Here is a 22,751-nt window from a genome sequence, read left to right as displayed (position 1 = left end):
ATATCTGGTAACATATTATCCGAAGCTTCGGATAAGTTTTTAACTTTGCTTTGCCAAAGGGGGGCATATGAGTAAAGAAAATATTAAAATTGGTGAAGAGGGGATCTATGATGCCCGTAAGCTTGGTACCGGACGTGTACTGATTCTCGGATTTCAGCATATGTTTGCGATGTTCGGGTCGACGGTTCTGGTGCCGCTGCTCACAGGTCTCAGTGTTTCCACAACACTGCTCTGGGCAGGACTCGGCACGTTGCTGTTCCACCTGATCAGTAAGAAAAAGGTACCTGCGTTTCTGGGATCTTCCTTTGCGTTTCTTGCCGGTTATGCGGCAATTGCGCCAAATGGGGAACCGGAGCTTTTACGGTATGCTTGCTTTGGCGTTGCATGTGCAGGCCTTGTATATCTGATCCTTGCAGTGCTGTTCCGGGCGTTTGGCGCAAGCCGGGTTATGAGATATTTTCCACCGGTTGTGACGGGACCGATTATCATTGCGATTGGGCTCAATCTTTCAAAGTCTGCAGTAGAAAATTGTGGAACCAACTGGCCGATCGCTTTGGTTGCCATAGTTATTGTGGTTGTCTGCAATATCTGGGGCAGAGGCATGGTCAAGATTATCCCGATTCTGCTCGGCGTAATAGGATCGTATCTCGTGGCGGCGATTACCGGATGCATTGATTTTACACCGGTACGGGAGGCTGCCTGGATCGGTCTGCCACTCCAGTATCAGCGTACGGTGTTTTCGATCTTTACAGACGGAAATCTGGATCCTGCACTGCTGATCACTTCTGTCATTACGATTGTGCCGATTGCATTTGCGACGATGATGGAACATATCGGTGACATTTCCGCTATTTCCTCAACGGTCGGCAAAAACTTCATTAAGGATCCCGGACTCCACAGAACTCTGACGGGCGATGGACTTGCAACAACACTTGCTTCTCTTTTTGGTGCACCGGCCAACACAACCTATGGTGAAAATACAGGAGTTCTTACGCTCACCAAGGTATATGATCCGATGGTCATCCGGCTTGCGGCTGTCATTGCGATAATTCTGTCCTTCTGCCCTAAATTTGCGTCCGTCATCGAGGTTATGCCATCCGCAACCATCGGAGGTATTTCTCTGGTACTTTATGGTATGATTTCGGCAGTTGGTGTCAGGAATGTTGTAGAAACCCATGTAGATTTTTCGCAGTCCAGAAATGTTATCATTGCAGCATTGATTCTGGTTCTGTCCATTGGCATCAATTACTCCACTGCAGGAGCAATCGTGATTCCGGTTGGAGCGATCACCATAAATTTCTCGGGCATCGCGACAGGGTCTCTCGTTGGTATTGTGCTGAATGCCATCCTGCCGGGTAAGGACTATAAATTTGAGGATGATGAACCAAACAGGACAGGCGTTGATCTGGAAATCGCTCAGGGTAAGTCTCTGGTGTGGGAGCTTGCCAGGAAAGCCGGACAGAAAAATATGGAAGACTGAGCTTTATCATGAGGAGGATAGCGCTGCATTAACAACGCTATGCGTGAATCGTGCTTCAGCTTCGCTGTGTTGCATTACATGAAATTGCATTTCGGCCTCAAGGATGATAAAATGAACCAAAGTAGTTAAAGGAGGTTACATCTATGGATGTTAAAGCAAAGGTTAGTGAACTGATCAATGCAGCAACGATATGTCCGGAGGCAAAGGCAGCAGCGGAAGCTTATCTTGCAGCTTATGGTACCGCAAAGCAGGCAGCTGCGGCTGCGGCACTGATCGCTGAACTTAAGGAAGATGTTGGTTCAGTTGACGGTGCAATTGCATTTGGAAAGAGTGATATGGGTAAACAGATTCTGGGCGATGGAGCAGATGGTTTTGTCAAGGCTGCGGAAGCATCCAAGGCTGCCGGCGGTAAATACTGCGTCTGTCCTGCGTGCCAGGCCGGCGGTGAGCTGCTGGATCATGCTAACGAGCTGTGAGCGGTTGACAGGACAATACGGCAAAGGGCTGCTTTTTGTTCCGGCTGCGGGACAGGAGCAGCCTTTTTGCTTACGATGGTTTCCAAATGAAAGATCAGATAAGAAAAGATGATCTCACCCTGAGGATAAATCATAAGTATATGTACACAGCATCCGGGTAAAGAGGTAATTTTTTAGATGATGCATGTAAGTCTTTTTATTACGATATACATCTTATGTATCGCATTTCTGCTCGGCGCTGCGTTCGGGAGCTTCCTGGACTGCATGGCATGGAGGATCGCTGCAGGAGAAAGTATCCTCAAAGGGCGTTCGCACTGCGACAACTGTCAGCATGTTCTGGGATTTTTGGATCTGATCCCGGTTTTTTCCTATGTTTTCCTTAAAGGAAGGTGCCGATACTGTGGCAAGAAGGTCTCCCCGGAGAGTACCTGCTGCGAGATCCTGTTGGGGCTGATCTTTGCCGTACTGGTTTACCGCTTTGACGTAAGCTTCCGGACACTTCGTTTTCTGATCCTTGCGGGGATCCTGCTGGGACTTTCCCTCGTGGACCTAAAGACGTACACCATCCCGGACGGGTTTATCGCAGCAGGAATCCTGGGCTGGTTCATGACACTTCCCGGGATTTTATATGAGGAGTATGGAGAGAGTCTGAGGGAGGGAATGCTTCATGAAGCATTGTACCCGTTTCTCGGCGCCCTTATGTTAGGAGGATCCATGCTGCTCCTGTCGCTGCTGTTTGATCATATCCTGGGGAAGGAAAGCATGGGCGGCGGAGATATCAAGCTCTTTTTTATGACGGGGCTGTATCTTCATCCGCTGCTTCTGTTATTTCATCTGATCCTGTCCAGTATCATCGGTCTTTTGTTTGCACTGCTTTTTAAGCAGAGACAGATTCCATTTGGACCGGCGATTTCGATTGCAGCATTGACGATGATCCTGTGGGGAAATGGATTTTTGAACTGGTATATCGGCTTATTGTAAACTTATGTGACGAGGTTTTTATGGCACGGGGAAAAATCATTGGAATTGACATTGGAAATTACGAGGTCAAGGTAACGGTACTGGATCAAGGTACGGTAAAGCTTTTTTTTACGGAGCCGGTTCCGGACAATGCTGTTAAGGATGGCCTCATCCAGTATTGGGATGGCATGGCGGAATTTCTCCGGGAGACCTTTAAAAAGCATAATATCCGGGAAAAGAAGGCTGTGTTTTCGGTTCCGATGGGCGCCGTTTACGAGCGCCGGGTGGAGATGCCGCTGATGACGGTGGCGCAGCTTAAGATTAATCTCCCCTATGAGTTTCATGACTATATCACGGATGAGATTGCCAATTACTACTTTGACTATGCTGTACTGGAACGAAAGGAAAAGTCAATGGATCTCATGGCAGTTGCCTGTACAAGGAAAATGATTGAGCAGTACCGGAGGCTTGCCAAGGCGGCAGGACTCAAAATTACGGGACTGGTGCCGGAGGTATTTGGTTATCAGCGGCTTCTGAATCATGCGCATGTGCTTGAAGCCGAGAAGCATCCGGAACAGGAGAAGCGGGACTACGCTGTACTGGACCTTGGCGAGCAGGCATTCCGCATTCACTTCTTTAAAAAAGGCATTTATGAGATTACACGCTCGATGGAGCCGGGATGCATAGGGCTTCTTAAGGAGATCTCGGATATTAATGGAACAGATATCCATATTTCCAGAATTGCGGCAGAGTCTGACCAGGGGAATATCATGGAGCATCCGCAGCTAATGGATCTCTATAACACGCGAGCAGTGGAAGTCATGCGTGTGCTTAATTTCTATAGCTTCAACAACCCTGCAAATACCATTGATACGCTATACTGCGTGGGCGGTGGTACAAAGTATGCGGAGCTTATGAAAGCAATTGCACGGCAGGTTTCGCTGCCGGTCAAGCTGTTTCCGGAGCTGCTTCATATAGAGGAAGCGGAGACATCCGCGAGAGAGGCACTTGTTATGAGTCCGCAATCCTATGGTGTGGCTGTGGAACCGATATTCTGATGGAGGAAAAAAATGGCAGCCCTGAGACAATTAATACACAGGAAGCTTGGCAAGGGTGGCGCGTATCCATCCAAACGGACCATTAACCTCCTGGAAAATGAGCATAAAACGGGAGAAACCATCTTTACATTGAGTCTGTTTCTTATTTTCCTTGTTTTCCTGTTTGGATTTTCCAGACTTTTTGTAGCAGATCAGCTTCAAAGAGCGGATGAAGCGGAGAATCGGTATCAGCAGGTGGAGCAGAGCCTCAATAAAATAAAAGAGGCGAACCAGGTGTATGATGATGTAGAGTCCAGATACAGTCATTATGGCAAGGGATATCTTAATGATCAGGAGCGCGCAGAGGCCGATCGGCTGACAATGCTGGATGTCATTGAGGAAAAGGTGCATCCGTCCGGCGGTATCAGGAGTATTACGATTACGGATAATACTGCGGAGCTGTCCGTTGAGATCTCGCAGGCGGATCGTATGCCGGAGATCATTGCGGATCTGGAAAGCTCTCCCTATGTAAATTACGCAACGGCTACCACAGAAGGCACAGTGGATCAGAACGATGGTGCGTTATCCTATGTTGAGACGGATATTACAATTATTTTCCGGTCACCGCAGGAGATGGCAGCAATCCAGGCGCAGGGTGCAGCCACTGGAAATGCGCAGGCACAAGGGGATGCTGCCGGAGATGTGCAGACACAAAATGACACTGCCGGTAACATAGAGGCAGAGAGTGATGCTGCGGGAGATACGCAGTCACAAAATACCGACACCGGGAATACGGAGGCTGAGGCAGGAGCCTCGGAAGACGCCGGAAATGCATGGGAAGAGAGCGAGGAGGTGATGAGCAGTGCTGAATCGTGAGTTTGACAGAAAAGAGAAAATTGTCATGCTGCTGATTGCCATCCTTTTGCTTGGCTTTTTCTATTTCTGGATGGTGAAGGAGCCGGTGGCGCACAGGATAGCGGCATCGGATACGACAGATCTTGAAAACCAGATCCAGGTTGAGCAGCAGAAAAACAGCAGGATAAAACAGATGGAGCAAGAGATGAATCAGAATGAAACTGCCTCCACAGCTGTTGTTGCAACCTATGATAATTTTAAGCAGGAGTCCACAGAGCTTAACCGGATTTTTGCGGAAGCGGTTTCGTACAGCTTCAGTTTTGAAAAGCCTGTGGCATCCGGTGAGACGGTTCGTCGGAACATCGAGATATCCTTTACTGCAGCAGATTATACCAGTGCCCGCAGGATGATTGATGCACTGCATAATGATCCGTACCGCTGCCTGATTCATGATGTTTCCCTTGCCGCCATTGATCATAACAGCTCCGATACGGATGCTGTAGCTAATTTGCAGAACTCCCAGGTCAGCGGAAGTCTCACAGTCACATTTTATGAGACCTTGCATGATGCTGCGACACGGGAAGGGCTGGAATATGACAAGAGTACGGACCAGAACACTAAGGGTCCGGGACTTGCCGGCGCGGACTTTTCCAACCTGCAACGTTCGGATCTGGAGACAGCGGCAGAGAGCTTTGCAGCCTCACATTGAAATTTTATGCAGATAAGAATAAATACAAATATTTCAGCAGCTAAGCTTCTTCCTGGTTTTACAGTGGAGAAGCTTAGCTGTTTTTTCTTGACATGATCACTTTAACATGCTAACATGGTAAATCATTGAAGCCAATCGCGGTACCAGCATTCAGAAGATCGCTTCAGTGATGTTTATGTGCAGGAAGTCTGTGCGCATGAAGCCGATTCGCATTGCTATTTAAGATTTTGGTTCCGGTATTTTTAGAAGTGCATGAGAGAAGATCCGAAGTTATCTGATAGCAGGGAAATCGCTTCTGCGATATACTGTATCGATAAGAGAGTCGATGTAAGAAAGAAAAGAGGAAGTCCTATGTCGAGATTTTTTAATTCCTGTTATAGTCAGCTTGAGCCCTATACACCGGGAGAGCAGCCGCAGGATAAGAAGTACATTAAGCTCAATACCAATGAATCCCCGTTTCCTCCGGCACCTGGTGTGATCGCTGCCGTAAACAAGCAGGAAGCAGAGAATCTCAGGCTCTATTCTGATCCGGAGCTTAAGCCGTTAAAAAAAGCACTCGCGGAGGCCTATCATGTCGAGCCTGCCAATATCTTTGTATCCAACGGGTCCGACGAAGCACTGAATTTTGCTTTTATGGCATTTGGAGAGGACGGTATTGCCTATCCGGATATTTCCTATGGCTTTTACAAGGTCTTTGCTGCAATTAATCACATCACATCGGATGTGAAGCCTCTACAGCCGGATTTCCGCATTCGCCCGGAGGATTACAAGGGGGTCGGTAAAGCTGTGGTTATCGCCAATCCCAATGCCCCGACGGGACTTTTACTTTCTCTGAAGGAAATTTCGGATATCGCTGCCTCCAACCCGGAGCATGTAGTGATCATTGATGAGGCTTACATTGATTTTGGCGGCGAAAGCGCTGTGGAGCTCACTAAGACCTATGATAACCTCCTGGTGGTGCAGACCTTCAGTAAGTCGAGAGCACTGGCCGGAGCGAGAGTCGGATATGCGATCGGAAATAAGGCGCTGATTCAGGATCTGGAGACCATCAAGTTTTCCACCAATCCATACAATGTCAACCGGATCTCCATGGCAGCTGCGGTTGCGGCTGTACAGGACCCGGCGTATTACGCACATTGCTCGCAGGAAATCATTCGGAATCGGGAGTATACGACGATAGAATTACGGCAGCTTGGATTTTTTGTGCTGGATTCCTATTCCAATTTTGTTTTTGCAAGGACGGACCGCATAAATGGCAGGAAGCTGTATCTGGATCTCAAGGATCGTGGCATCCTGGTTCGTCACTTTGATGACCCTAAGATCTGCGAGTTTAACCGGATCACGATCGGCACAAGGCAGCAGATGGAAACGCTGATCGAGACCATCAAAGAGCTTCTTGAGCTTACTACCACTGCAGGAGGAAATGTATGAGAACAGCAGACATGCATAGAGTAACCGCGGAAACAGATGTGACCATATGGCTTGACCTGGATGGAGATGGCAGTGTATCTAAGATTGCGACCGGCGTTGGATTTCTCGATCATATGCTGACTTTGTTTTCCAGGCACTCGGGGATCCAGATGAATCTCAGCTGTAAAGGAGATACCTGGGTGGATGACCATCATAGTGTGGAGGATATCGGGATTACGCTGGGGCAGGCCTTCCTCTCAGCACTTGGTACAAAGCAGGGGATCCGCCGGTATGCATCGCTTACGCTTCCGATGGACGAGGCGCTGGTGCTCGTGGCGGTAGACATCTCCGGACGAAGCGGATGCTATACGGATGTGACATTCCCATCAGAGAAAATCGGAAGCTTTGATACAGAGCTGGTGGTTGAGTTTTTAAGGGCATTTGCGGCGAATGCAGGTCTTACGCTGCATGTCCGTGAGCTCGCAGGGGAAAACAGCCACCACATTGCGGAAGCTGTGTTTAAGGGACTGGGGCATGCGTTACGGGAGGCGGTGAGCCTGGATCAGAGGTTTGCGGATCAGATTCCCTCGACTAAGGGCGTATTATAAAGCATAGAGGATACAGGACAGCATGATTGAAACTAAGCTTAACGAATTATATGAAAGATACGGATATCGGAAATTTAAGATGTCCAAGTTTGAACCGTATGATCTCTATGCGGACAACCGGGATTTCCTGAAATCGAGCCAGCTCATCACCTTTACGGATATGGATGGATCGCTCCTTGCCTTAAAGCCGGATGTGACGCTGAGTATTGTAAAGTCCAACGCCGGTGGTGAGGAGAAGGTTTATTATAACGAAACCGTTTATCGCCCGAAGGACGATCATTACCGGGAAATTCTGCAGGCAGGCGTGGAATGCCTTGGAAATATTGACTGTTTTTCCGAGGCGGAGATCATTGCTCTTGCGGCGAAATCCATGCAGCTCATCTCGAGCCGTTTTGTGATCCGGATTTCCGATGCGGCGTTTCTAGGTCAGATTTTTGAGTCCATGGGATTAAATGAAGCTACGGTAAGTGAGGTGCTCAGGCTGTTTTCCATGAAGCAGGCGTCAGGTGTGGATCGACTTGTTAAGGAAGGCAGGATAACGGCAGCAAGTGCCGACAATATCAGGAAATTGATTGAGCTCTATCTTCCGTTCCGGACGGGAGTGGGAGAGATCCGGAAATATGCATTCTCCAATACCTCCCTTACCATGGTGGAGCATCTTCAAGAGCTTGCCAGGATCCTGGAGGCATATGGGGTGCTTGACAATATTTATCTGGATTTCTCGCTTGTCAACTCTATGGATTACTATAACGGTATTATTTTCCAGGGTGCGGCAGAGCAGATTCCATTTACCGTGCTGTCCGGCGGTCGCTATGACAGACTCCCGCAGAAAATGGGCAAAAAGGAGGGCGCAGTCGGTTTTGCGCTTGACCTGGATACTGTGGAGAATTACCAGACAAAGCCTAAGGACTATGATGTGGAGTATCTTGTGACATATGATGATACAGACGATCCACAGAAGCTTGCGGCGCTGGTAGAGAAGCTTGTGAGCGAGGGAGCGCGGACCCGCTGCATTCGCAGAGATGAGCTGGACAAAATGGAGCACAAGCTCCGCGCACGACAGCAGCTTACAATGCAGGAAGCAGAACAGGAGGCACCTTCTTATGATTAATGTGGCACTTCCCAAGGGACGCCTCGGAGAAAAAACATACAGCCTTATGGCAGCAGCCGGATATGACTGTCCCTCAATCCTTGAAAAAAACCGGAAACTGACCTTTGAAAATCCGGAGAAGGGTGTCCGGTATTTTTGGGTTAAGCCCTCGGATGTCTCAATTTACGTTGAACGGGGCGCTGCGGATGTGGGTGTCTGCGGTAAGGACATTTTGCTTGAGTATGCGCCGGATATTTATGAGCTTCTGGATCTTGGCATCGGCAAATGCAGAATGTGCGTGGCAGGCTTCAGCGATTTTTATGATGAGGAGGAGCGGACGCTACGGGTCGCCACAAAATTTCCGCGGATTGCTGCGGGTTATTATGAGTCTATTGGCCGGGATATTGATATTATTCACTTAAACGGTTCCATTGAGATCGCGCCGATCCTTGGCTTAAGTGATGTGATCGTGGATATCGTGGAAACCGGCAATACCCTCCGGGAAAACAATCTTTCCGTACTGAAGGAAATTGTACCGATCAGCGCAAGATTTATCTGCAACAAGGTAAGCTATCAGTTTAAGCATCCGGAGATTCTTAAGCTGAGAGACGGGCTCGCGGATGTCATTGGTTCGGACCGGCAGGTAGAGACCATCCGTCTTGAGCATTAATAGAGATTTTAAAAGGAGATAATCCAATGATCAGAATTTTTGAAATGGGTAAGATTAAGGATGAGGATATTTTTTCAAGACAGGAGCCAACCTCGCATGTGGAGGGCATTGTCTCGGAGATTATTGCACATGTCAGGGCAGACGGGGATGCCGCGCTTAAGGAGTATTCACAAAAGTTTGATCATGTGGAGCTTCAGGACTTCAGAGTGACGGAGGATGAAATCCAGTCGGCAATCGGCAAAGTGGAGCCGGAGTTTATCAAGATCCTGGAGGAGGCTGCCGATAATATCCGTGCTTTTCATGAGAAGCAGGTTCGGCAGAGCTTTATCATGACAGAAAAGGAAGGCGTCGTGCTCGGGCAGAGGGTCATTCCGTTGGATAAGGTCGGACTCTATGTTCCGGGCGGCACGGCAGCATATCCATCCACCGTTTTGATGGATGCGATTCCGGCTAAAATCGCAGGAGTTCAGGAGATTGTCATGGTGACACCGCCGTCCCGGGAAGGTACGGTCAATCCCTATATCCTCGCGGCTGCACATGTTGCCGGAGTTGGCAGGATTTATAAGGTTGGAGGTGCGCAGGCGATTGCAGCACTCGCGTATGGCACCAAGTCGATTCCAAGAGTAGATAAAATCGTAGGTCCCGGCAATGCATTTGTTGCGGAAGCCAAAAAGCAGGTGTTTGGACAGGTAAATATTGATATGATTGCCGGACCGTCCGAGGTGCTTGTGCTCGCGGATGGAAAGTCAGATCCTGCGTATGTGGCGGCAGATCTTTTGTCACAGGCGGAGCATGATAAAAATGCGTCTGCTGTACTGGTTACGGACTCCATGGAGCTGGCAGAAAAGGTGCAGACAGAGATCGAGCGTCAGCTTAAAACGCTTGCCCGGGAGGAAATCGCCAGAACCTCCATTGACCAAAACGGTAAGATTATTGTCGCACATGATCTCCGTGAGGGTGTGGATGCTGCCAACCGGATCGCGCCGGAGCATTTGGAAATCTGCGTAGATCAGCCGTTTGATTATCTTGGACTGATCCGTAATGCAGGCTCTGTTTTCCTGGGACGCTTCAATCCGGAGCCGATGGGAGACTATTTTGCAGGACCGAATCATACACTTCCAACTTCAGGCACCGCAAGATTTTATAGTCCTTTGTCCGTAGATGACTTTGTAAAAAAGATGCAGTACAGCTATTTTACGAAAGATGCACTGGCAAGAGACTATGACAAGGTATCCTTCTTTGCCAGGAAAGAGGGACTCACCGCGCATGCAAGAGCCGTGGACATCCGATTTGGCAAGGAAGACAGAGATTCCATAGATTCCAGGGATTCATCCGGGAGGTAAGCTATGATCGCAATCATTGACTACGGTGTCGGCAATCTTTTTTCACTTAAAAGCTCGTTAAAGGCGATCGGGCAGGATGCGCTTGTCACCCGTGACAAGGACAAGATCCGCAGTGCGGAACGCGTGATCCTTCCAGGGGTTGGTGCATTTGGCGATGCGGTAGAGAAGCTTCAGGAACTGGAGCTTCTGGATTTTGTCAAGGAGCAGGCTGCGACCGGGAAGCCTTTCCTCGGGATCTGCCTCGGCATGCAGCTTTTGTTTGACCGCTCGGAGGAGTATGGCAGCCATCAGGGACTTGGACTTGTAAAAGGGGATGTGCTGCCGCTTGCAGGCAGAATCCCGGAAAATCTGGATATCCCGCACATGGGCTGGAATGCACTTCATTTTGTAAAGGAGTGTCCGTTGTTCCAGGGGCTTAACGAGGGCGCATACGTTTATTTTGTGCATTCCTACGCAGCATTTCACTGCGATGCGGATCTTGTGGCTACGGCAGAGTACGGGATTCCGGTCACAGCGGCAGTACAGCATGAGAATGTCTTTGGTACGCAGTTCCATCCGGAAAAAAGTGGAGAAGCCGGCCTCAGGATTTTAAAGAACTTTGCCTCGCTGTGATCCCATAAAATAAAAAGGAGAGCCCTATGCAGATTTTTCCTGCGATTGATTTATATGATAAAAAGGTAGTGCGCCTCGTGAAGGGCGATTACAAGCAGATGACGGTGTATTCGGAGCATCCACTGGAAACGGCGGAAAAAATAGAAGCGTTGGGAGGAAAGTGGCTTCATCTTGTGGATCTGGAGGGCGCGAAGGATGGCACCACGCCGAACTTTGATGTGGTAAAGAGCATCTGTCAGGGAACCGGTCTTAACGTGGAAATCGGAGGTGGTATCCGTTCCCTCGATACGATGCAGCGGTATCTTGAGGCAGGCGTAGCCCGTGTGATCCTTGGCACAAAGGCGGTGACGGATGAGGCATTTCTTAAGGATGCGCTTCGTGAGTTTGGCGACAAGGTGGCAGTAGGCGTAGATGCCAGAAACGGCAAGGTGGCGGTCAAGGGCTGGCTTGAAATTCTGGATGTGGATATGATGGAGTTTCTTCGTCATCTGGAAACACTGGGCGTGCGCACGGCAATTGTGACGGATATCTCCAGAGATGGCGCCATGCAGGGAACCAATCTCCCATTGTATAAGGAGCTCGCAAAACTTACAGGACTCAATATTACAGCATCCGGAGGAATTTCAAGTCTTGCGGAATTAAAGGCGCTAAGAGACATGCAGCTTTATGGAGCCATCCTTGGTAAGGCAATGTACACCGGCGCGGTGTCGCTGGAGGATGCACTGGCACTGGTAAAAGAGTAAAGGAGAGCGTATGATTACAAAACGTATCATTCCATGTCTTGATGTCCGGGACGGAAGAGTTGTCAAGGGCGTCAATTTTACGGGGCTAAAGGATATTTCCAGCCCGGTAGAACTGGGACAGTACTATTCGGATGCCAGCGCGGATGAGCTTGTATTCTATGACATCACTGCATCATTTGAAGGTAGAAAGCTGTTTACGGATATCCTGACTGAGGTGGCATCCCGGATCTTTATTCCGCTTACGGTTGGTGGTGGCATCAATACACTGGAGGATTTTGACCGGGTATTAAAATGTGGCGCAGATAAGGTATCTGTTAATTCCGGCGCCATCCTGCATCCGGAGCTGATCCCTGCGGCGGCAGAGAAGTATGGAAATCAGTGCGTGGTACTCTCGGTGGATGCAAAGCGGGTCGATGGAGCTTATCATGTTTTCCGTAATGGCGGACGAATCGACACCGGCATCGACGCACTCGACTGGATCCGCGATGGTGTTATGCATGGAGCCGGAGAGGTGGTGCTTAATTCCATTGATACGGATGGTGTAAAGCAGGGCTTTGACCTTGAGATGCTCAAGGCTGTGAATGCCATTGTCAAGGTTCCGGTCATTGCCTCCGGAGGTGCTGGCTCCATAGAGGATTTTGTGACACTGTTCCGGGAGGTACCGGAGATTTCTGCAGGTCTTGCCGCAAGTATTTTCCATTTCGGTGAGGTCCGGATCCAGGATCTTAAGGCTCGTCTCATGGATGAGGGGATTCCGGTGCGTATCTGACAAAATACATGATATACGCAATATATTTCCTGTGATTTGCGGTATACTGTAACAGCTTAATTAGGATGGAATGAGGAAAGTAAGGGGAGTATACTTATGGAAGAAGCTTTTGACATTGCCAGAATCCGTTTTGACGACAAGGGTCTGGTACCGTGTATCGTGCAGGATTATGAGACGAAGCGGGTACTGACGCTTGCGTATATGAACCGCGAGTCGCTTGCCATTACGCTGGAGAAGGGACTTACATGTTTCTGGTCACGTTCGCGTAAGGAGCTCTGGCTTAAGGGCGAAACATCGGGAAATTACCAGCATATTGTCAGGATGGAGGCGGACTGTGACTGTGACGCGATCCTTGCTTTGGTGCGGAAGGATGGACCTGCCTGTCACCGCGGCACGGACAGCTGCTTTGATGCATCACTTGTAAAAACCTGGCCGGAAATGATTGATGTTTATGATGCCAACCGGAAGCGTACCGGTCGGACTGTTCCGAGGAAACAGTATTTTCTGAAAAAGGGCGAGTATATGCTTTATGTACTCGCAATCCTCGAGGATGCTGCCGGGAGGATCCTTGTGACCAGGAGAGCGCTTGATAAAAAGTGGGCTGCCGGTTCCTGGGAAATCCCCGGCGGAGGCGCCGATGCCGGAGAGGATTCCTTTACGGCGGTTGTCAGGGAAGTTTCCGAGGAGACCGGACTTGACATATCCGGGATGCATCAGGCACCGGTATACAGCTATGTCAACGAGGATCTCGCAAGAGGCGACAATTATTTCGTGGATATTTATCATTTCCGTTTTCCTTTTACGCTTAAGGATGTCACGCTGCAGAAGTCGGAAGCAATTGATGTAAAGCTTGCAACGATTCAGGAAATCACCGAAATGAATCAGCAGCATGCGTTTCTTCACTATCAGAGGATCTGCAAAGCTCTTAAGGCGGAGGTGTCATGACAATTAAAGGGAATTATCACACGCATACATCCTTCTGTGATGGCAGAGATACGCCGGAGCAGGTTGTTGAGATGGCACTTCGCAAGGGCTTCCGGCATCTTGGATTTTCCGGACACATGGATCCGGGCGTTTCGATGGACTTTCCTCAATATGAGGCGGAAATCTGCAGGCTGCAGGACAAATACCAGGGACGCCTTGAAATTCTGAGAGGGGTGGAGCTTGACAATGTTACCGGTGCGGAGTGCGCCCCTGCGGTAGAGTATGCGATCGGATCGACCCACTTTATCCCGATCCCGGGGAGTGAAATCTGGAACCGGACCTTTGGACTTGACGAAATCTGTGAAGACGGAATCAATGGAGATCAGATCATCTGCGTGGATGCATCGCCTGATGTCTTAAAGTCCGGCTGTGAACGATACTATGATGGGGACTACTATGCCATGTCGCAGGATTATTACCGTTTTGAGGCAGAGGTGGCGAAGCGGCTTAAACCTACGTTTATCGGCCATTTTGATCTGATCACACGCTTTAATGATCTGAGTCCGGAGGAGGGAGGACATTTCCTGGATGAACGCTCCGGGAGATATCTGCAGCCTGCCATGGATGCCATGCAAAGTCTTGTTGCTTATGGCATCCCATTTGAAATTAATTTAGGCGCTGTCAATCGTGGTAGAAAGCGGGAGCCGTATCCAAGGACAGAGCTTCTAAAGGCGCTCTCGGAAATGGGCGGCGAAGTTCTGCTTAGCTCGGATGCGCATCAGATGGAAAAGCTGGATGGTGGCTTTGATTTCTCCCTCCATGAAATCAAAGCCTGCGGCTTCCGTCATGTGAATGTCCTCACCCGGGAGTTCAGCGGGAAACCTGCGTTAAACAGCCGTGCCCTTGGGCAGGGAGTCGTGAGCGGTCCGCTATACTGGAAGGAAATCGAGCTTTAGACGGATCAGAAGTAAATTCAGGGTTAAAAATTGCCTAACCGACATTTGTCAAGCATAGACCGAAAGAGCACTTGACTTTCCGTGCATGAAGTAATAAGCTTGATAGCAGTTTATATATAAGATCAAGTGAATGCGTTGGATTTTCAAATACATAGGATCTAACTTGCATATAAGACCTGGTATAAACCGCATATAATCATAATGAATTAAAAAGACGATGAAGGTGTACAGTAGGTCAGATGTATTTCCCGGGAGAGAAAAACCGTGAGGCGCTGAGAGCGGTTTGAGAAATCTCTGATACGAATTTTCCCACTGGAGTTGTCCGGATGAACCATAGTTCGATTGTTAATGTTGATTTTAGGCAGTAGTCCGGAACGTCCGAGCGCGTTAAGCCGAAGAGTGTCTGTATCCTTTGTGATACAGGAACAAGGGTGGTACCGCGATGATTCGTCCCTGTGAGTCTTAGGACTTGCAGGGACTTTTTGTTGACAGTAAAAATATATGTTTCGATTCTGCGACCCTGGCAGGAGCGACGTAAGGAGATGGATTATGGTAAACAGTGAAAAGTTGCAGGAGCTTCGGCAGCTTGCCGAGGAAAGCATTCAGAAAGCACAGGATGCCAGGACGCTTAATGATTTAAGAGTCAAATTTCTTGGAAAGAAAGGTGAAATTACCGCGCTTCTCAAATCTATGAAGGACCTTTCACCTGAAGAGAAACCGAAATTCGGACAGATGGTCAATACTGTACGTGCAGAGGTGGAGAGCGCAATCGAGACACATATGGCGGAGCTGGAGGCAAAGGCAAGAGAAGCCAAGATGGCTGCCGAAACGATTGATGTGACACTTCCTGCCAAAAAGATGCAGTATGGGCATGCGCATCCCAATACCCGCGCGCTGGAAGAAGTCGAGCGAATCTTTGTCGGTATGGGATATGAGGTCGTGGAAGGTCCGGAGGTTGAGTATGATGAATACAACTTTGAGAAGCTAAACATTCCCAAGGGACATCCGGCGAGAGATGAGCAGGATACCTTCTATATTAATGACAGCATCCTCCTGAGAACCCAGACCTCTTCTGTGCAGGCGAGAGTCATGGAGCAGGGCAAGCTTCCAATCCGTATGATTTGTCCGGGACGTGTATTCCGTTCGGATGCTGTGGATGCGACGCATTCACCGTCCTTCCATCAGATTGAGGGACTTGTGATAGACAAGCATGTTACATTTGCAGATTTAAAAGGTACGCTTGATAAATTTGCCAAGGAGCTGTTTGGACCGGAAACCAAGACGAAGCTGCGCCCGCATCATTTCCCGTTTACGGAGCCTTCTGCAGAAGTGGATGTAAGCTGCTTTAAGTGCGGCGGTAAGGGCTGCCGGTTCTGCAAGGGTGAGGGCTGGATCGAGATCCTGGGATGCGGTATGGTACATCCCCATGTGCTTGAGATGTGTGGTATTGATCCGAAGCAGTACAGCGGTTTTGCCTTTGGGGTAGGTCTTGAGAGAATCGCGCTTCTTAAGTATGAAATTGACGACATGCGTCTGCTTTATGAAAACGACACCCGTTTCCTGGAGCAGTTCTGATCGGATAAGAGAGGGGAAACTTTATTATGAATACATCAATGAACTGGATCAAGGAGTATGTGCCGGAGCTTGACTGCACTCCCAAGGAGTGGACAGACGCCATGACGCTGAGCGGAACCAAGGTAGAGACCTGCACAATTTTAAACAAAAACCTGGATAAGATCGTCACCGGCAAGATCAAGTCAATTGAACCGCATCCGGATGCAAATCATCTTGTGATCTGTCAGGTGGATATCGGTAAGGAGGCTCCGATACAGATTGTGACCGGTGCAAGCAACATGAAGGTTGGAGATGTGGTGCCGGTTGTACTGGATGGCGGTAAGGTTGCCGGAGGACATGATGGTGGACCACTGCCGGAGGATGGCATTACGATCCATGCCGGTGCACTGCGCGGGGTTCCGTCCAATGGTATGATGTGCTCGATTGAGGAGCTCGGTTCCTCCAGAGAGTTCTATCCGGAGGCGCCGGAATCGGGACTGTATATTTTTCCGGAGGGGACAGCTGTCGGACAGGATGCGCCTGCTCTGCTCGGGCTTAATGATGCGATCCATGAGTATGAGATCACATCCAATCGTGTAGACTGCTACAGTGTACTGGGCATTGCGAGAGAAGCAGCGGCAACCTTTGGCAAGACCTTCCATATGCCGAGAGAGGAAAAATCCGGTAATGGTGAGGACATCCATGACTATCTGGACGTTTCGGTACTGGATCCGGAGCTCTGCCCGCGTTATACCGCACGTATGGTAAAGAACATCCATTTGGCGCCGTCTCCGAAATGGATGCAGATCCGTCTCGCCTCTGCCGGTATCCGTCCGATTAATAATATTGTTGATATTACAAATTATGTGATGCTGGAGTATGGTCAGCCGATGCACAGCTATGACTATGACCTGATCCGTGGACATAAGATCATTGTAAAGTGTGCCGAGGATGGAGACAGTTTTGAAACGCTGGATCAGCAGGTACGGAAGCTTGACCATACGGTACTGATGATTAATGATGCCGAGGGACCCATCGGTATTGCCGGTATCATGGGCGGACAGAACTCCAAGATTACGGATGATGTCAGGACCATGGTGTTTGAAGCGGCAACCTTTGACGGCACCAACATTCGCCTGAGCGCCCGTAAGGTGGGTGACCGTACGGATGCGTCGGCATATTTTGAAAAGGGTCTCGATCCGAATCTTGCGGAAGCAGCGATTAACCGGGCATGCGCACTGATTGAGCAGCTTCATGCCGGTGAAGTTGTAGGTGGCATGATCGACGTCTATCCGGTAAAGCGGGAACCGTCCGTGGTTAAGTGCACTGCAACCGAGATCAACAATCTGCTGGGTACAGAGTTTACTCCGGAGGAGATTAAGGCATATCTTGAAAGGGTAGAGCTTTCTACAGAGGTTAACGGAGATGAGCTTACGGTAACAGCGCCGACCTTCCGTCAGGACATCCACAGGATGTGTGACATTGCAGAGGAGGTTGCGAGATTCTATGGCTATGCAAACATTCCGATGACACTGCCTGCCAATACCGACAATGTCGGCGGACTCGCACCGGATCTGCTTGTGAATGAACGCGTGCGTCATTACGCACAGGCACTCGGGTACTCTCAGGCCTTTATGTATTCCTTTGAGTCGCCCAAGGTGTATGACAAGCTGAAATTTGCTGACGATGCACTGGAGAAGCAATACATTACAATTTCCAATCCGCTGGGAGAGGATTTCTCCGTGATGCGTACTTCCTCTATGAATGGAATGCTGACATCTCTCAGTACAAACTACAACCGTCGAAACAAAGTCGCGAAGCTCTACGAGATGGCCAATATTTACCTGCCCAAGGCACTGCCGCTTACAGAGCTTCCGGATGAACGGATGCAGCTTACGCTCGGAGCAATCGGGGAGAGCGATTTCTTTAGTATGAAGGGCGATGTGGAGGTGATCCTGAACCAGCTCGGACTGAAGGGCAGATTCCACTATGATGCAGCATGCAACAAGCCATTTTTGCATCCGGGCCGGAAGGCAAATATCCTTTATGACGGCAAGGTGATTGGTTATCTCGGCGAGGTTCATCCGGATGTCCTGGATAATTACGGCATTGGAGAGAAGGCGTATGTTGCTGTTGTTGACATGCCTTCGGTTTATCCGTATGTAAACGACAACATTAAGTATACTCCGCTTGCCAAGTTCCCGGCAGTTTCCCGTGACTTCTCTATGCTGGTGCCGATGTCAGTGACAGCTGGAGAGATTGAGGATATGCTGGTGCAGCGGTCCGGGAAGCTTCTTGAGAGTGTCAAGCTGTTTGATGTTTATGTGGGAGCACAGGTGCTCGCTGGCTTTAAGTCCATGGCATATACAGTTACACTTCGTGCACAGGATCATACCTTGACAGAGGATGAGATTAACGGAACCGTTAAGAAGATCCTGAATGGTCTTGAGCAACTCGATATCAAGCTTCGCTCCTGATCAGGATAGAATTTTGACACTGCATTGTCCGATATGATGTAAATGCAGGCGGAACAAATATAGGTGAAACAGCCAATATAGAAGCGGGACTATCGCTGGCACTAAAAGTGCTCTCGCAATAGCCCCGCTTCATTTTTTATTATGTTATCCTGCGCGTCTCAGACGCGGATATTGGTCTTTTTAAATTCTTTTTCCAGATCTCTCCGGATCGCTTTCTTTTTCATATCATCTCGTTTATCATACAGCTTTTTGCCCCGGCAGAGACCGATTTCCACCTTGACGAGACTGCGTTTAAAATAGACTCTGAGGGGAATGAGCGCGATCCCCGGTTCCTGCATTTTGCCGGCGATTTTATTGATTTCCACCCGATGCAGTAAGAGCTTCCGGTCGCGGAGCGCATCCCGGTTAAAAATATTGCCTTTTTCATAAGGATTGATATGCATGCCATAGATATACACCTGACCGTTTTTGATCTGGCACCAGGCCTCTTTTATGGAGCACTGTCCAAGGCGCAGAGACTTTACCTCTGTGCCGGCAAGCTCGATGCCGCATTCATAGGTCTGATCCACAAAATAATCATGGTAGGCTTTTTTGTTATTGGCAATCAGTTTGATCCCTTCCTCAGCCATCTTGGTTACCTCCGTATATCAAGTTAAATCCTGCTTCCAGTCCGGAACCAGCATAAAGTCAATGGTACGTGTCAGGCGGTCTGCATTCATCACGGAAATCCGGACGGTATCTCCCAGGCGATAGACCTTTCCGGTACGTTCTCCCACAAGCTCATATTTATCCGGATGGAATGTATAGAAATCCGAATCCATCAATCGGAGAGCCACCATGCCTTCCACCGTATTGGGAAGCTCGACATAGATGCCGTAATTTGTAATTCCCGAGATGATTCCGGTAAATTCCTCGCCGATATGATGCTGGATGTATTCGCATTTCTTTAATTTATTGGTTTCCCTCTCTGCTTCATCGGCACGGCGCTCCAGAGTGGAGGAGCGGTCCGCAACACCCGGAAGCAGCTCCCGGTAATGCTCGATCCGCCGCGGACGGAGCCCGCCCCGGAGATTCTCCTTTATGATCCTGTGGATCTGCAGATCCGGATACCGTCGGATCGGGGAAGTAAAGTGCGTATAGTATTTTGCGGCAAGACCGAAATGCCCGCTGTTTTCCGTAGAGTACCGTGCCTGCTTCATGGATCTCAGCGTCATGGTCTGAATGACGGCTTCTTCCGGTGTACCCACGATGGAATCCAGAAGCTTCTGGATTTCCTTGGGATGCACCTCGTCTCCCTTATGATGGATGACATGCCCAAAGTTCTCCACCATGAGCTCCAGCTGCCGTAATTTCTCAGGATCCGGCTTTTCATGCACCCGGTATAAAAACGGAAGCTGCTGCCAGAAATAATCCTCGGCAACCGTTTCATTGGCTGCCAGCATAAAATCCTCGATCAGCATGTTGGACTCATTGCGGCTGTAGGGATAAATCTTGACAACATGTCCGCGTTCGTCCAGCTCGATTTTGGACTCCGGAAAATCAAAGTCAATACCTCCTCTTGCGTACCGCTTTTTTCTGAGAAGCTCCGCAAGCTCCCTCATCCGGAAAAGAAGGTCCCGGAAAGGAAGATAGGACGTCTTATCCTCGCCATTATTTAATTCTGTGTCATTCAAGACCGCATGCACGCCGGAGTAGCTCATGCGCTTATCCGAGCGGATGACGCTCTCGCAGATTTCGTGACCGACAATGGTGCCCTGAGGATCAATATCCATAATGCAGGAGAGTGTCAGCCGGTCCTCGCCTTCATTGAGCGAGCAGATCCCGTTGGACAGGGCTCTCGGCAGCATCGGGATCACACGGTCTACAAGATAGACGGAGGTGCCCCGGTTCAGAGCCTCCTGATCAAGCAGCGTGTGCTCCTTAACATATTCCGAGACATCCGCGATATGCACATACAGCCTGTAAAATCCGGTCTTCAGATCCTTCTCCAGGCTGATGGCGTCATCCAGATCCTTGGCATCCTCACCGTCTATGGTGACGGTCGTGAGATTTCGGAAATCATGGGCGGATCTTCTGGCAATTGCCTCTGCCGGAACCGTTTCCGGGATGGAAGCGGCTGCCTCCATGATATCCTTCGGGAATGTTTCCGGCAGACCGTAGGCGCGGATGATCGAGAGGATATCCACACCCGGATCCGTGATGTGACCAAGGATCTCAGTGATGATACCCTCCGGTTTATGATGGGCATCTCCATAATTTACGATTCTGACCATCACCTTATGTCCATTGACAGCACGCATATCCTTCCCCTGGGGGATAAAGATATCCGTGAGAATTTTCTGATTATCCGGCTCGACAAAGCCGAAATTTTTATTTTTACGATAGATCCCGACAAGTTCCTTATTGGCATGCTCCAGGATCTGGGTCACTCTGCCTTCTGCGGATTGTCCGGAGGCCTCCTTAGTGATCAGGATCCGGACCTTGTCACCATCCAGCGCGCGAGCTGTGTTCTCAGCCGGGATAAAGACGTCCTGATCCCGGCCTTCTATCGTTACAAAGCCAAAGCCCCGAAGGTTCGCGTGAAAGATCCCTACGGTTGTAAAGCTCTCTTTTTTACCGTAGCGGCCCTTGACCGAAACGCCAATCTGTCCCTCACTTACCAGCGTATCCAGTATTTCCTGCAAGGTGGAGCGCTCCGCCTTGGGGATCCCGATGAGGCTTGCCATTTCTTTGGTCTTCATGGGGACATAGATTTTATCATTTATTAGCTCGAGTACGAGCTTTTTAAGCTTTTCTTTTTGTTCCTGCTGCATAGATTCCTTTTACTTTCCGGTGGAAATCCTAAAAAAAAGCCTGCATACAAACTCGTATGCAGGCTTTTTGACATCATTATGAAATCCGGGAAATTTTACCAGACGAAATTACCAGATCACATCCAGTACAAGAGCAACTACAAAAAATGCTGCTGCAGCAAACTTCGTAAATTTCTCAAGATTTCCCTCCATGGAGCGGGACCGGTTCTTGGACCAGTAGGTATCGGCCATGCCGGAAATGGCGCCAAGGCCCTGGCTCTTACCCTCCTGCATCAGGATAATCGCGGAAAGAGCAACTCCAATGATTACAAATATAATAACCAGTGCGGTTTTCATAAATATTCACCACCTTACACACATGATATAATCATAGACTTACATATCCTACCATAAAAATGAAGGATATGCAATGGTAAAGTGCAGGTATATCTTATGAAAGAAGCAGCATGCGCTCAAGCGCGGTCGGGTCCGGAGCCGTACTGCTTGAATACAGCTTGACGTCTCCGGGAGCTGCTCTGTCACTTAAAAGCCCGGCTTCCGTGAGCCTGCGGAGTGCCTCCCGCGCTGTTCCGTATGCTCCGTTGTACACCTCCACAGGATATCCCAGCACCTCCTTGATATGCTCTTCCACAAAGGGAAAGTGGGTGCATCCCAGTACCAGACTGTCAATGTGCGTCCCGATCGATCCGTCCGCATGCTTCCTGTAGGGAGAGAGGATCTCAGATAAGTACTCCAGCATTTCCGGGCTGTCCTTTTTGCCGGCCTCCACAAGCCGCACAATCCCCGGAGCCGCAAGTGGATAAATATCTCCATCCTCCCCGTGCAGAGAAACCAGATGCTTCATCCTTTCTCCGTGCAGAGTGGAGGAAGTCGCCATGACCAGCACCGCAGGATGGCGTTTCCCAGACTTCAGTACTGCCGGCTTTACGGCTGGCTCCATACCGAGGATAATCCGGTCAGGGTATTTTGCGCGGAGGTAGTCAGCAGCGGCAGAGGTCGCTGTATTACAGGCGATAACCACAGCCTTTACCTCCTTATGAAACAGGAAACGGATCACATTTTCCGAGAGACGGCGAATGTGATCCGGCGTTTTTTCGCCGTATGGCGCATTGCCGCTGTCACCATAATATATAAAATTTTCATGGGGCATGGTTTCCTGCATGACCCGCAGGACGCTGATGCCGCCGACCCCGGAATCAAAGACTCCGATGGGTGAATCCTTTGTCATAATGCACTCCTCCGGCATCGTTTTTAAAACGAGACCA

The 22,751-nt window shown here is 49.4% G+C and carries 22 protein-coding genes and 1 other annotated feature; of the genes, 18 read left to right on the top strand and 4 right to left on the bottom strand.

What is annotated here, in order from left to right; all coding sequences use genetic code 11:
• Window positions 1-67 precede the first annotated feature (67 nt).
• The 18 genes from ACTNEN_RS07395 to pheT all read left to right on the top strand — a co-directional run bounded on the left by ACTNEN_RS07395 (window position 68) and on the right by pheT (window position 18,673).
• Complete coding sequence (locus ACTNEN_RS07395; protein ID WP_441205500.1) at window positions 68-1,480, top strand: uracil-xanthine permease family protein; 1,413 nt, start codon at window positions 68-70, stop codon at window positions 1,478-1,480.
• A 143-nt stretch (window positions 1,481-1,623) separates the two neighbouring features.
• Entirely contained in the window at window positions 1,624-1,956 is a 333-nt protein-coding gene (locus ACTNEN_RS07390; protein WP_441205498.1) for a hypothetical protein, read from the top strand.
• A 177-nt stretch (window positions 1,957-2,133) separates the two neighbouring features.
• Window positions 2,134-2,937, top strand: coding sequence for a prepilin peptidase (locus ACTNEN_RS07385; RefSeq protein ID WP_441205497.1), 804 nt, complete (start codon window positions 2,134-2,136; stop codon window positions 2,935-2,937).
• 20 nt (window positions 2,938-2,957) lie between these two features.
• The gene (gene pilM / locus ACTNEN_RS07380) at window positions 2,958-3,974 is read left to right on the top strand and encodes a pilus assembly protein PilM (RefSeq protein WP_441205495.1); all 1,017 of its coding nucleotides are present in this window, start codon (window positions 2,958-2,960) and stop codon (window positions 3,972-3,974) included.
• 12 nt (window positions 3,975-3,986) lie between these two features.
• Window positions 3,987-4,829, top strand: a complete 843-nt coding sequence (locus ACTNEN_RS07375) for a hypothetical protein (protein WP_441205493.1) — start codon at window positions 3,987-3,989, stop codon at window positions 4,827-4,829.
• Window positions 4,816-5,517: a hypothetical protein gene (locus tag ACTNEN_RS07370; protein WP_441205492.1), complete on the top strand. Its 702-nt coding sequence runs from the start codon at window positions 4,816-4,818 to the stop codon at window positions 5,515-5,517. Before ACTNEN_RS07375 ends, ACTNEN_RS07370 begins: the two co-directional genes overlap by 14 nt.
• Window positions 5,518-5,868: 351 nt before the next feature.
• Window positions 5,869-6,948, top strand: coding sequence for a histidinol-phosphate transaminase (hisC, locus tag ACTNEN_RS07365; protein ID WP_441205491.1), 1,080 nt, complete (start codon window positions 5,869-5,871; stop codon window positions 6,946-6,948).
• Window positions 6,945-7,535 (top strand): imidazoleglycerol-phosphate dehydratase HisB, encoded by a 591-nt coding sequence (hisB, locus tag ACTNEN_RS07360; RefSeq protein ID WP_441205489.1) that lies wholly within the window; start codon window positions 6,945-6,947, stop codon window positions 7,533-7,535. The genes hisC and hisB overlap by 4 nt, the downstream gene beginning before the upstream one ends.
• A 22-nt stretch (window positions 7,536-7,557) precedes the next feature.
• Complete coding sequence (locus tag ACTNEN_RS07355; RefSeq protein WP_441205488.1) at window positions 7,558-8,646, top strand: ATP phosphoribosyltransferase regulatory subunit; 1,089 nt, start codon at window positions 7,558-7,560, stop codon at window positions 8,644-8,646.
• Window positions 8,639-9,295, top strand: coding sequence for an ATP phosphoribosyltransferase (gene hisG, locus ACTNEN_RS07350; RefSeq protein ID WP_441205487.1), 657 nt, complete (start codon window positions 8,639-8,641; stop codon window positions 9,293-9,295). The genes ACTNEN_RS07355 and hisG overlap by 8 nt, the downstream gene beginning before the upstream one ends.
• Before the next feature lie 29 nt (window positions 9,296-9,324).
• Window positions 9,325-10,638, top strand: a complete 1,314-nt coding sequence (gene hisD / locus ACTNEN_RS07345) for a histidinol dehydrogenase (RefSeq protein ID WP_441205718.1) — start codon at window positions 9,325-9,327, stop codon at window positions 10,636-10,638.
• Between the two features lie 3 nt (window positions 10,639-10,641).
• Window positions 10,642-11,250: an imidazole glycerol phosphate synthase subunit HisH gene (gene hisH / locus ACTNEN_RS07340; protein WP_441205485.1), complete on the top strand. Its 609-nt coding sequence runs from the start codon at window positions 10,642-10,644 to the stop codon at window positions 11,248-11,250.
• A 26-nt stretch (window positions 11,251-11,276) separates the two neighbouring features.
• Window positions 11,277-11,993 carry a 1-(5-phosphoribosyl)-5-[(5-phosphoribosylamino)methylideneamino]imidazole-4-carboxamide isomerase gene (gene hisA, locus ACTNEN_RS07335; protein WP_441205483.1) on the top strand — a complete coding sequence of 239 codons (717 nt, stop codon included), beginning with the start codon at window positions 11,277-11,279 and terminating at the stop codon, window positions 11,991-11,993.
• Between the two features lie 10 nt (window positions 11,994-12,003).
• Window positions 12,004-12,762, top strand: a complete 759-nt coding sequence (gene hisF / locus ACTNEN_RS07330) for an imidazole glycerol phosphate synthase subunit HisF (protein WP_441205481.1) — start codon at window positions 12,004-12,006, stop codon at window positions 12,760-12,762.
• 96 nt (window positions 12,763-12,858) lie between these two features.
• Complete coding sequence (hisI, locus tag ACTNEN_RS07325) at window positions 12,859-13,707, top strand: phosphoribosyl-AMP cyclohydrolase (protein WP_441205480.1); 849 nt, start codon at window positions 12,859-12,861, stop codon at window positions 13,705-13,707.
• Window positions 13,704-14,642 carry a histidinol-phosphatase gene (locus tag ACTNEN_RS07320; protein WP_441205478.1) on the top strand — a complete coding sequence of 313 codons (939 nt, stop codon included), beginning with the start codon at window positions 13,704-13,706 and terminating at the stop codon, window positions 14,640-14,642. The genes hisI and ACTNEN_RS07320 overlap by 4 nt, the downstream gene beginning before the upstream one ends.
• 208 nt (window positions 14,643-14,850) lie before the next feature.
• Window positions 14,851-15,100: a binding site (T-box leader), on the top strand.
• Window positions 15,101-15,191: 91 nt separating this feature from the next.
• The gene (gene pheS / locus ACTNEN_RS07315) at window positions 15,192-16,217 is read left to right on the top strand and encodes a phenylalanine--tRNA ligase subunit alpha (protein ID WP_441205476.1); all 1,026 of its coding nucleotides are present in this window, start codon (window positions 15,192-15,194) and stop codon (window positions 16,215-16,217) included.
• A gap of 26 nt (window positions 16,218-16,243) precedes the next feature.
• Window positions 16,244-18,673: a phenylalanine--tRNA ligase subunit beta gene (gene pheT / locus ACTNEN_RS07310; protein ID WP_441205475.1), complete on the top strand. Its 2,430-nt coding sequence runs from the start codon at window positions 16,244-16,246 to the stop codon at window positions 18,671-18,673.
• Window positions 18,674-18,831: 158 nt separating this feature from the next.
• Here the strand turns inward: pheT and smpB are convergent, their stop codons facing one another.
• The 4 genes from smpB to murI form a co-directional block, all read right to left on the bottom strand.
• A complete protein-coding gene (smpB, locus tag ACTNEN_RS07305; RefSeq protein WP_441205474.1) occupies window positions 18,832-19,302 on the bottom strand; it encodes an SsrA-binding protein SmpB in 471 nt (156 codons plus the stop codon).
• A gap of 18 nt (window positions 19,303-19,320) precedes the next feature.
• A complete protein-coding gene (gene rnr, locus ACTNEN_RS07300; protein ID WP_441205472.1) occupies window positions 19,321-21,486 on the bottom strand; it encodes a ribonuclease R in 2,166 nt (721 codons plus the stop codon).
• 108 nt (window positions 21,487-21,594) lie between these two features.
• Window positions 21,595-21,822, bottom strand: a complete 228-nt coding sequence (secG, locus tag ACTNEN_RS07295) for a preprotein translocase subunit SecG (protein ID WP_441205471.1) — start codon at window positions 21,820-21,822, stop codon at window positions 21,595-21,597.
• A 94-nt stretch (window positions 21,823-21,916) separates the two neighbouring features.
• A complete protein-coding gene (murI, locus tag ACTNEN_RS07290; protein WP_441205469.1) occupies window positions 21,917-22,714 on the bottom strand; it encodes a glutamate racemase in 798 nt (265 codons plus the stop codon).
• Window positions 22,715-22,751: the final 37 nt, after the last annotated feature.

Origin of the sequence: Oribacterium sp. HCP28S3_H8 (assembly GCF_052064775.1) — a bacterium.
Taxonomy (GTDB): Bacteria; Bacillota; Clostridia; order Lachnospirales; family Lachnospiraceae; genus Oribacterium.
This window is presented reverse-complemented; position numbering and strand designations above follow the sequence as displayed.

Bases quoted from the DNA above. Each gene is read 5' to 3' on its own strand.
- ACTNEN_RS07390 (WP_441205498.1), top strand. From the start codon at position 1,624: ATGGATGTTAAAGCAAAGGTTAGTGAACTGATCAATGCAGCAACGATA.
- ACTNEN_RS07395 (WP_441205500.1), top strand. From the start codon at position 68: ATGAGTAAAGAAAATATTAAAATTGGTGAAGAGGGGATCTATGATGCC.
- secG (WP_441205471.1), bottom strand. From the start codon at position 21,822: ATGAAAACCGCACTGGTTATTATATTTGTAATCATTGGAGTTGCTCTT.
- hisF (WP_441205481.1), top strand. From the start codon at position 12,004: ATGATTACAAAACGTATCATTCCATGTCTTGATGTCCGGGACGGAAGA.
- hisC (WP_441205491.1), top strand. From the start codon at position 5,869: ATGTCGAGATTTTTTAATTCCTGTTATAGTCAGCTTGAGCCCTATACA.
- hisB (WP_441205489.1), top strand. From the start codon at position 6,945: ATGAGAACAGCAGACATGCATAGAGTAACCGCGGAAACAGATGTGACC.
- rnr (WP_441205472.1), bottom strand. From the start codon at position 21,486: ATGCAGCAGGAACAAAAAGAAAAGCTTAAAAAGCTCGTACTCGAGCTA.
- pheS (WP_441205476.1), top strand. From the start codon at position 15,192: ATGGTAAACAGTGAAAAGTTGCAGGAGCTTCGGCAGCTTGCCGAGGAA.
- pheT (WP_441205475.1), top strand. From the start codon at position 16,244: ATGAATACATCAATGAACTGGATCAAGGAGTATGTGCCGGAGCTTGAC.
- ACTNEN_RS07320 (WP_441205478.1), top strand. From the start codon at position 13,704: ATGACAATTAAAGGGAATTATCACACGCATACATCCTTCTGTGATGGC.
- murI (WP_441205469.1), bottom strand. From the start codon at position 22,714: ATGACAAAGGATTCACCCATCGGAGTCTTTGATTCCGGGGTCGGCGGC.
- hisI (WP_441205480.1), top strand. From the start codon at position 12,859: ATGGAAGAAGCTTTTGACATTGCCAGAATCCGTTTTGACGACAAGGGT.
- ACTNEN_RS07375 (WP_441205493.1), top strand. From the start codon at position 3,987: ATGGCAGCCCTGAGACAATTAATACACAGGAAGCTTGGCAAGGGTGGC.
- hisA (WP_441205483.1), top strand. From the start codon at position 11,277: ATGCAGATTTTTCCTGCGATTGATTTATATGATAAAAAGGTAGTGCGC.
- smpB (WP_441205474.1), bottom strand. From the start codon at position 19,302: ATGGCTGAGGAAGGGATCAAACTGATTGCCAATAACAAAAAAGCCTAC.
- hisG (WP_441205487.1), top strand. From the start codon at position 8,639: ATGATTAATGTGGCACTTCCCAAGGGACGCCTCGGAGAAAAAACATAC.
- pilM (WP_441205495.1), top strand. From the start codon at position 2,958: ATGGCACGGGGAAAAATCATTGGAATTGACATTGGAAATTACGAGGTC.
- ACTNEN_RS07385 (WP_441205497.1), top strand. From the start codon at position 2,134: ATGATGCATGTAAGTCTTTTTATTACGATATACATCTTATGTATCGCA.
- hisH (WP_441205485.1), top strand. From the start codon at position 10,642: ATGATCGCAATCATTGACTACGGTGTCGGCAATCTTTTTTCACTTAAA.
- ACTNEN_RS07355 (WP_441205488.1), top strand. From the start codon at position 7,558: ATGATTGAAACTAAGCTTAACGAATTATATGAAAGATACGGATATCGG.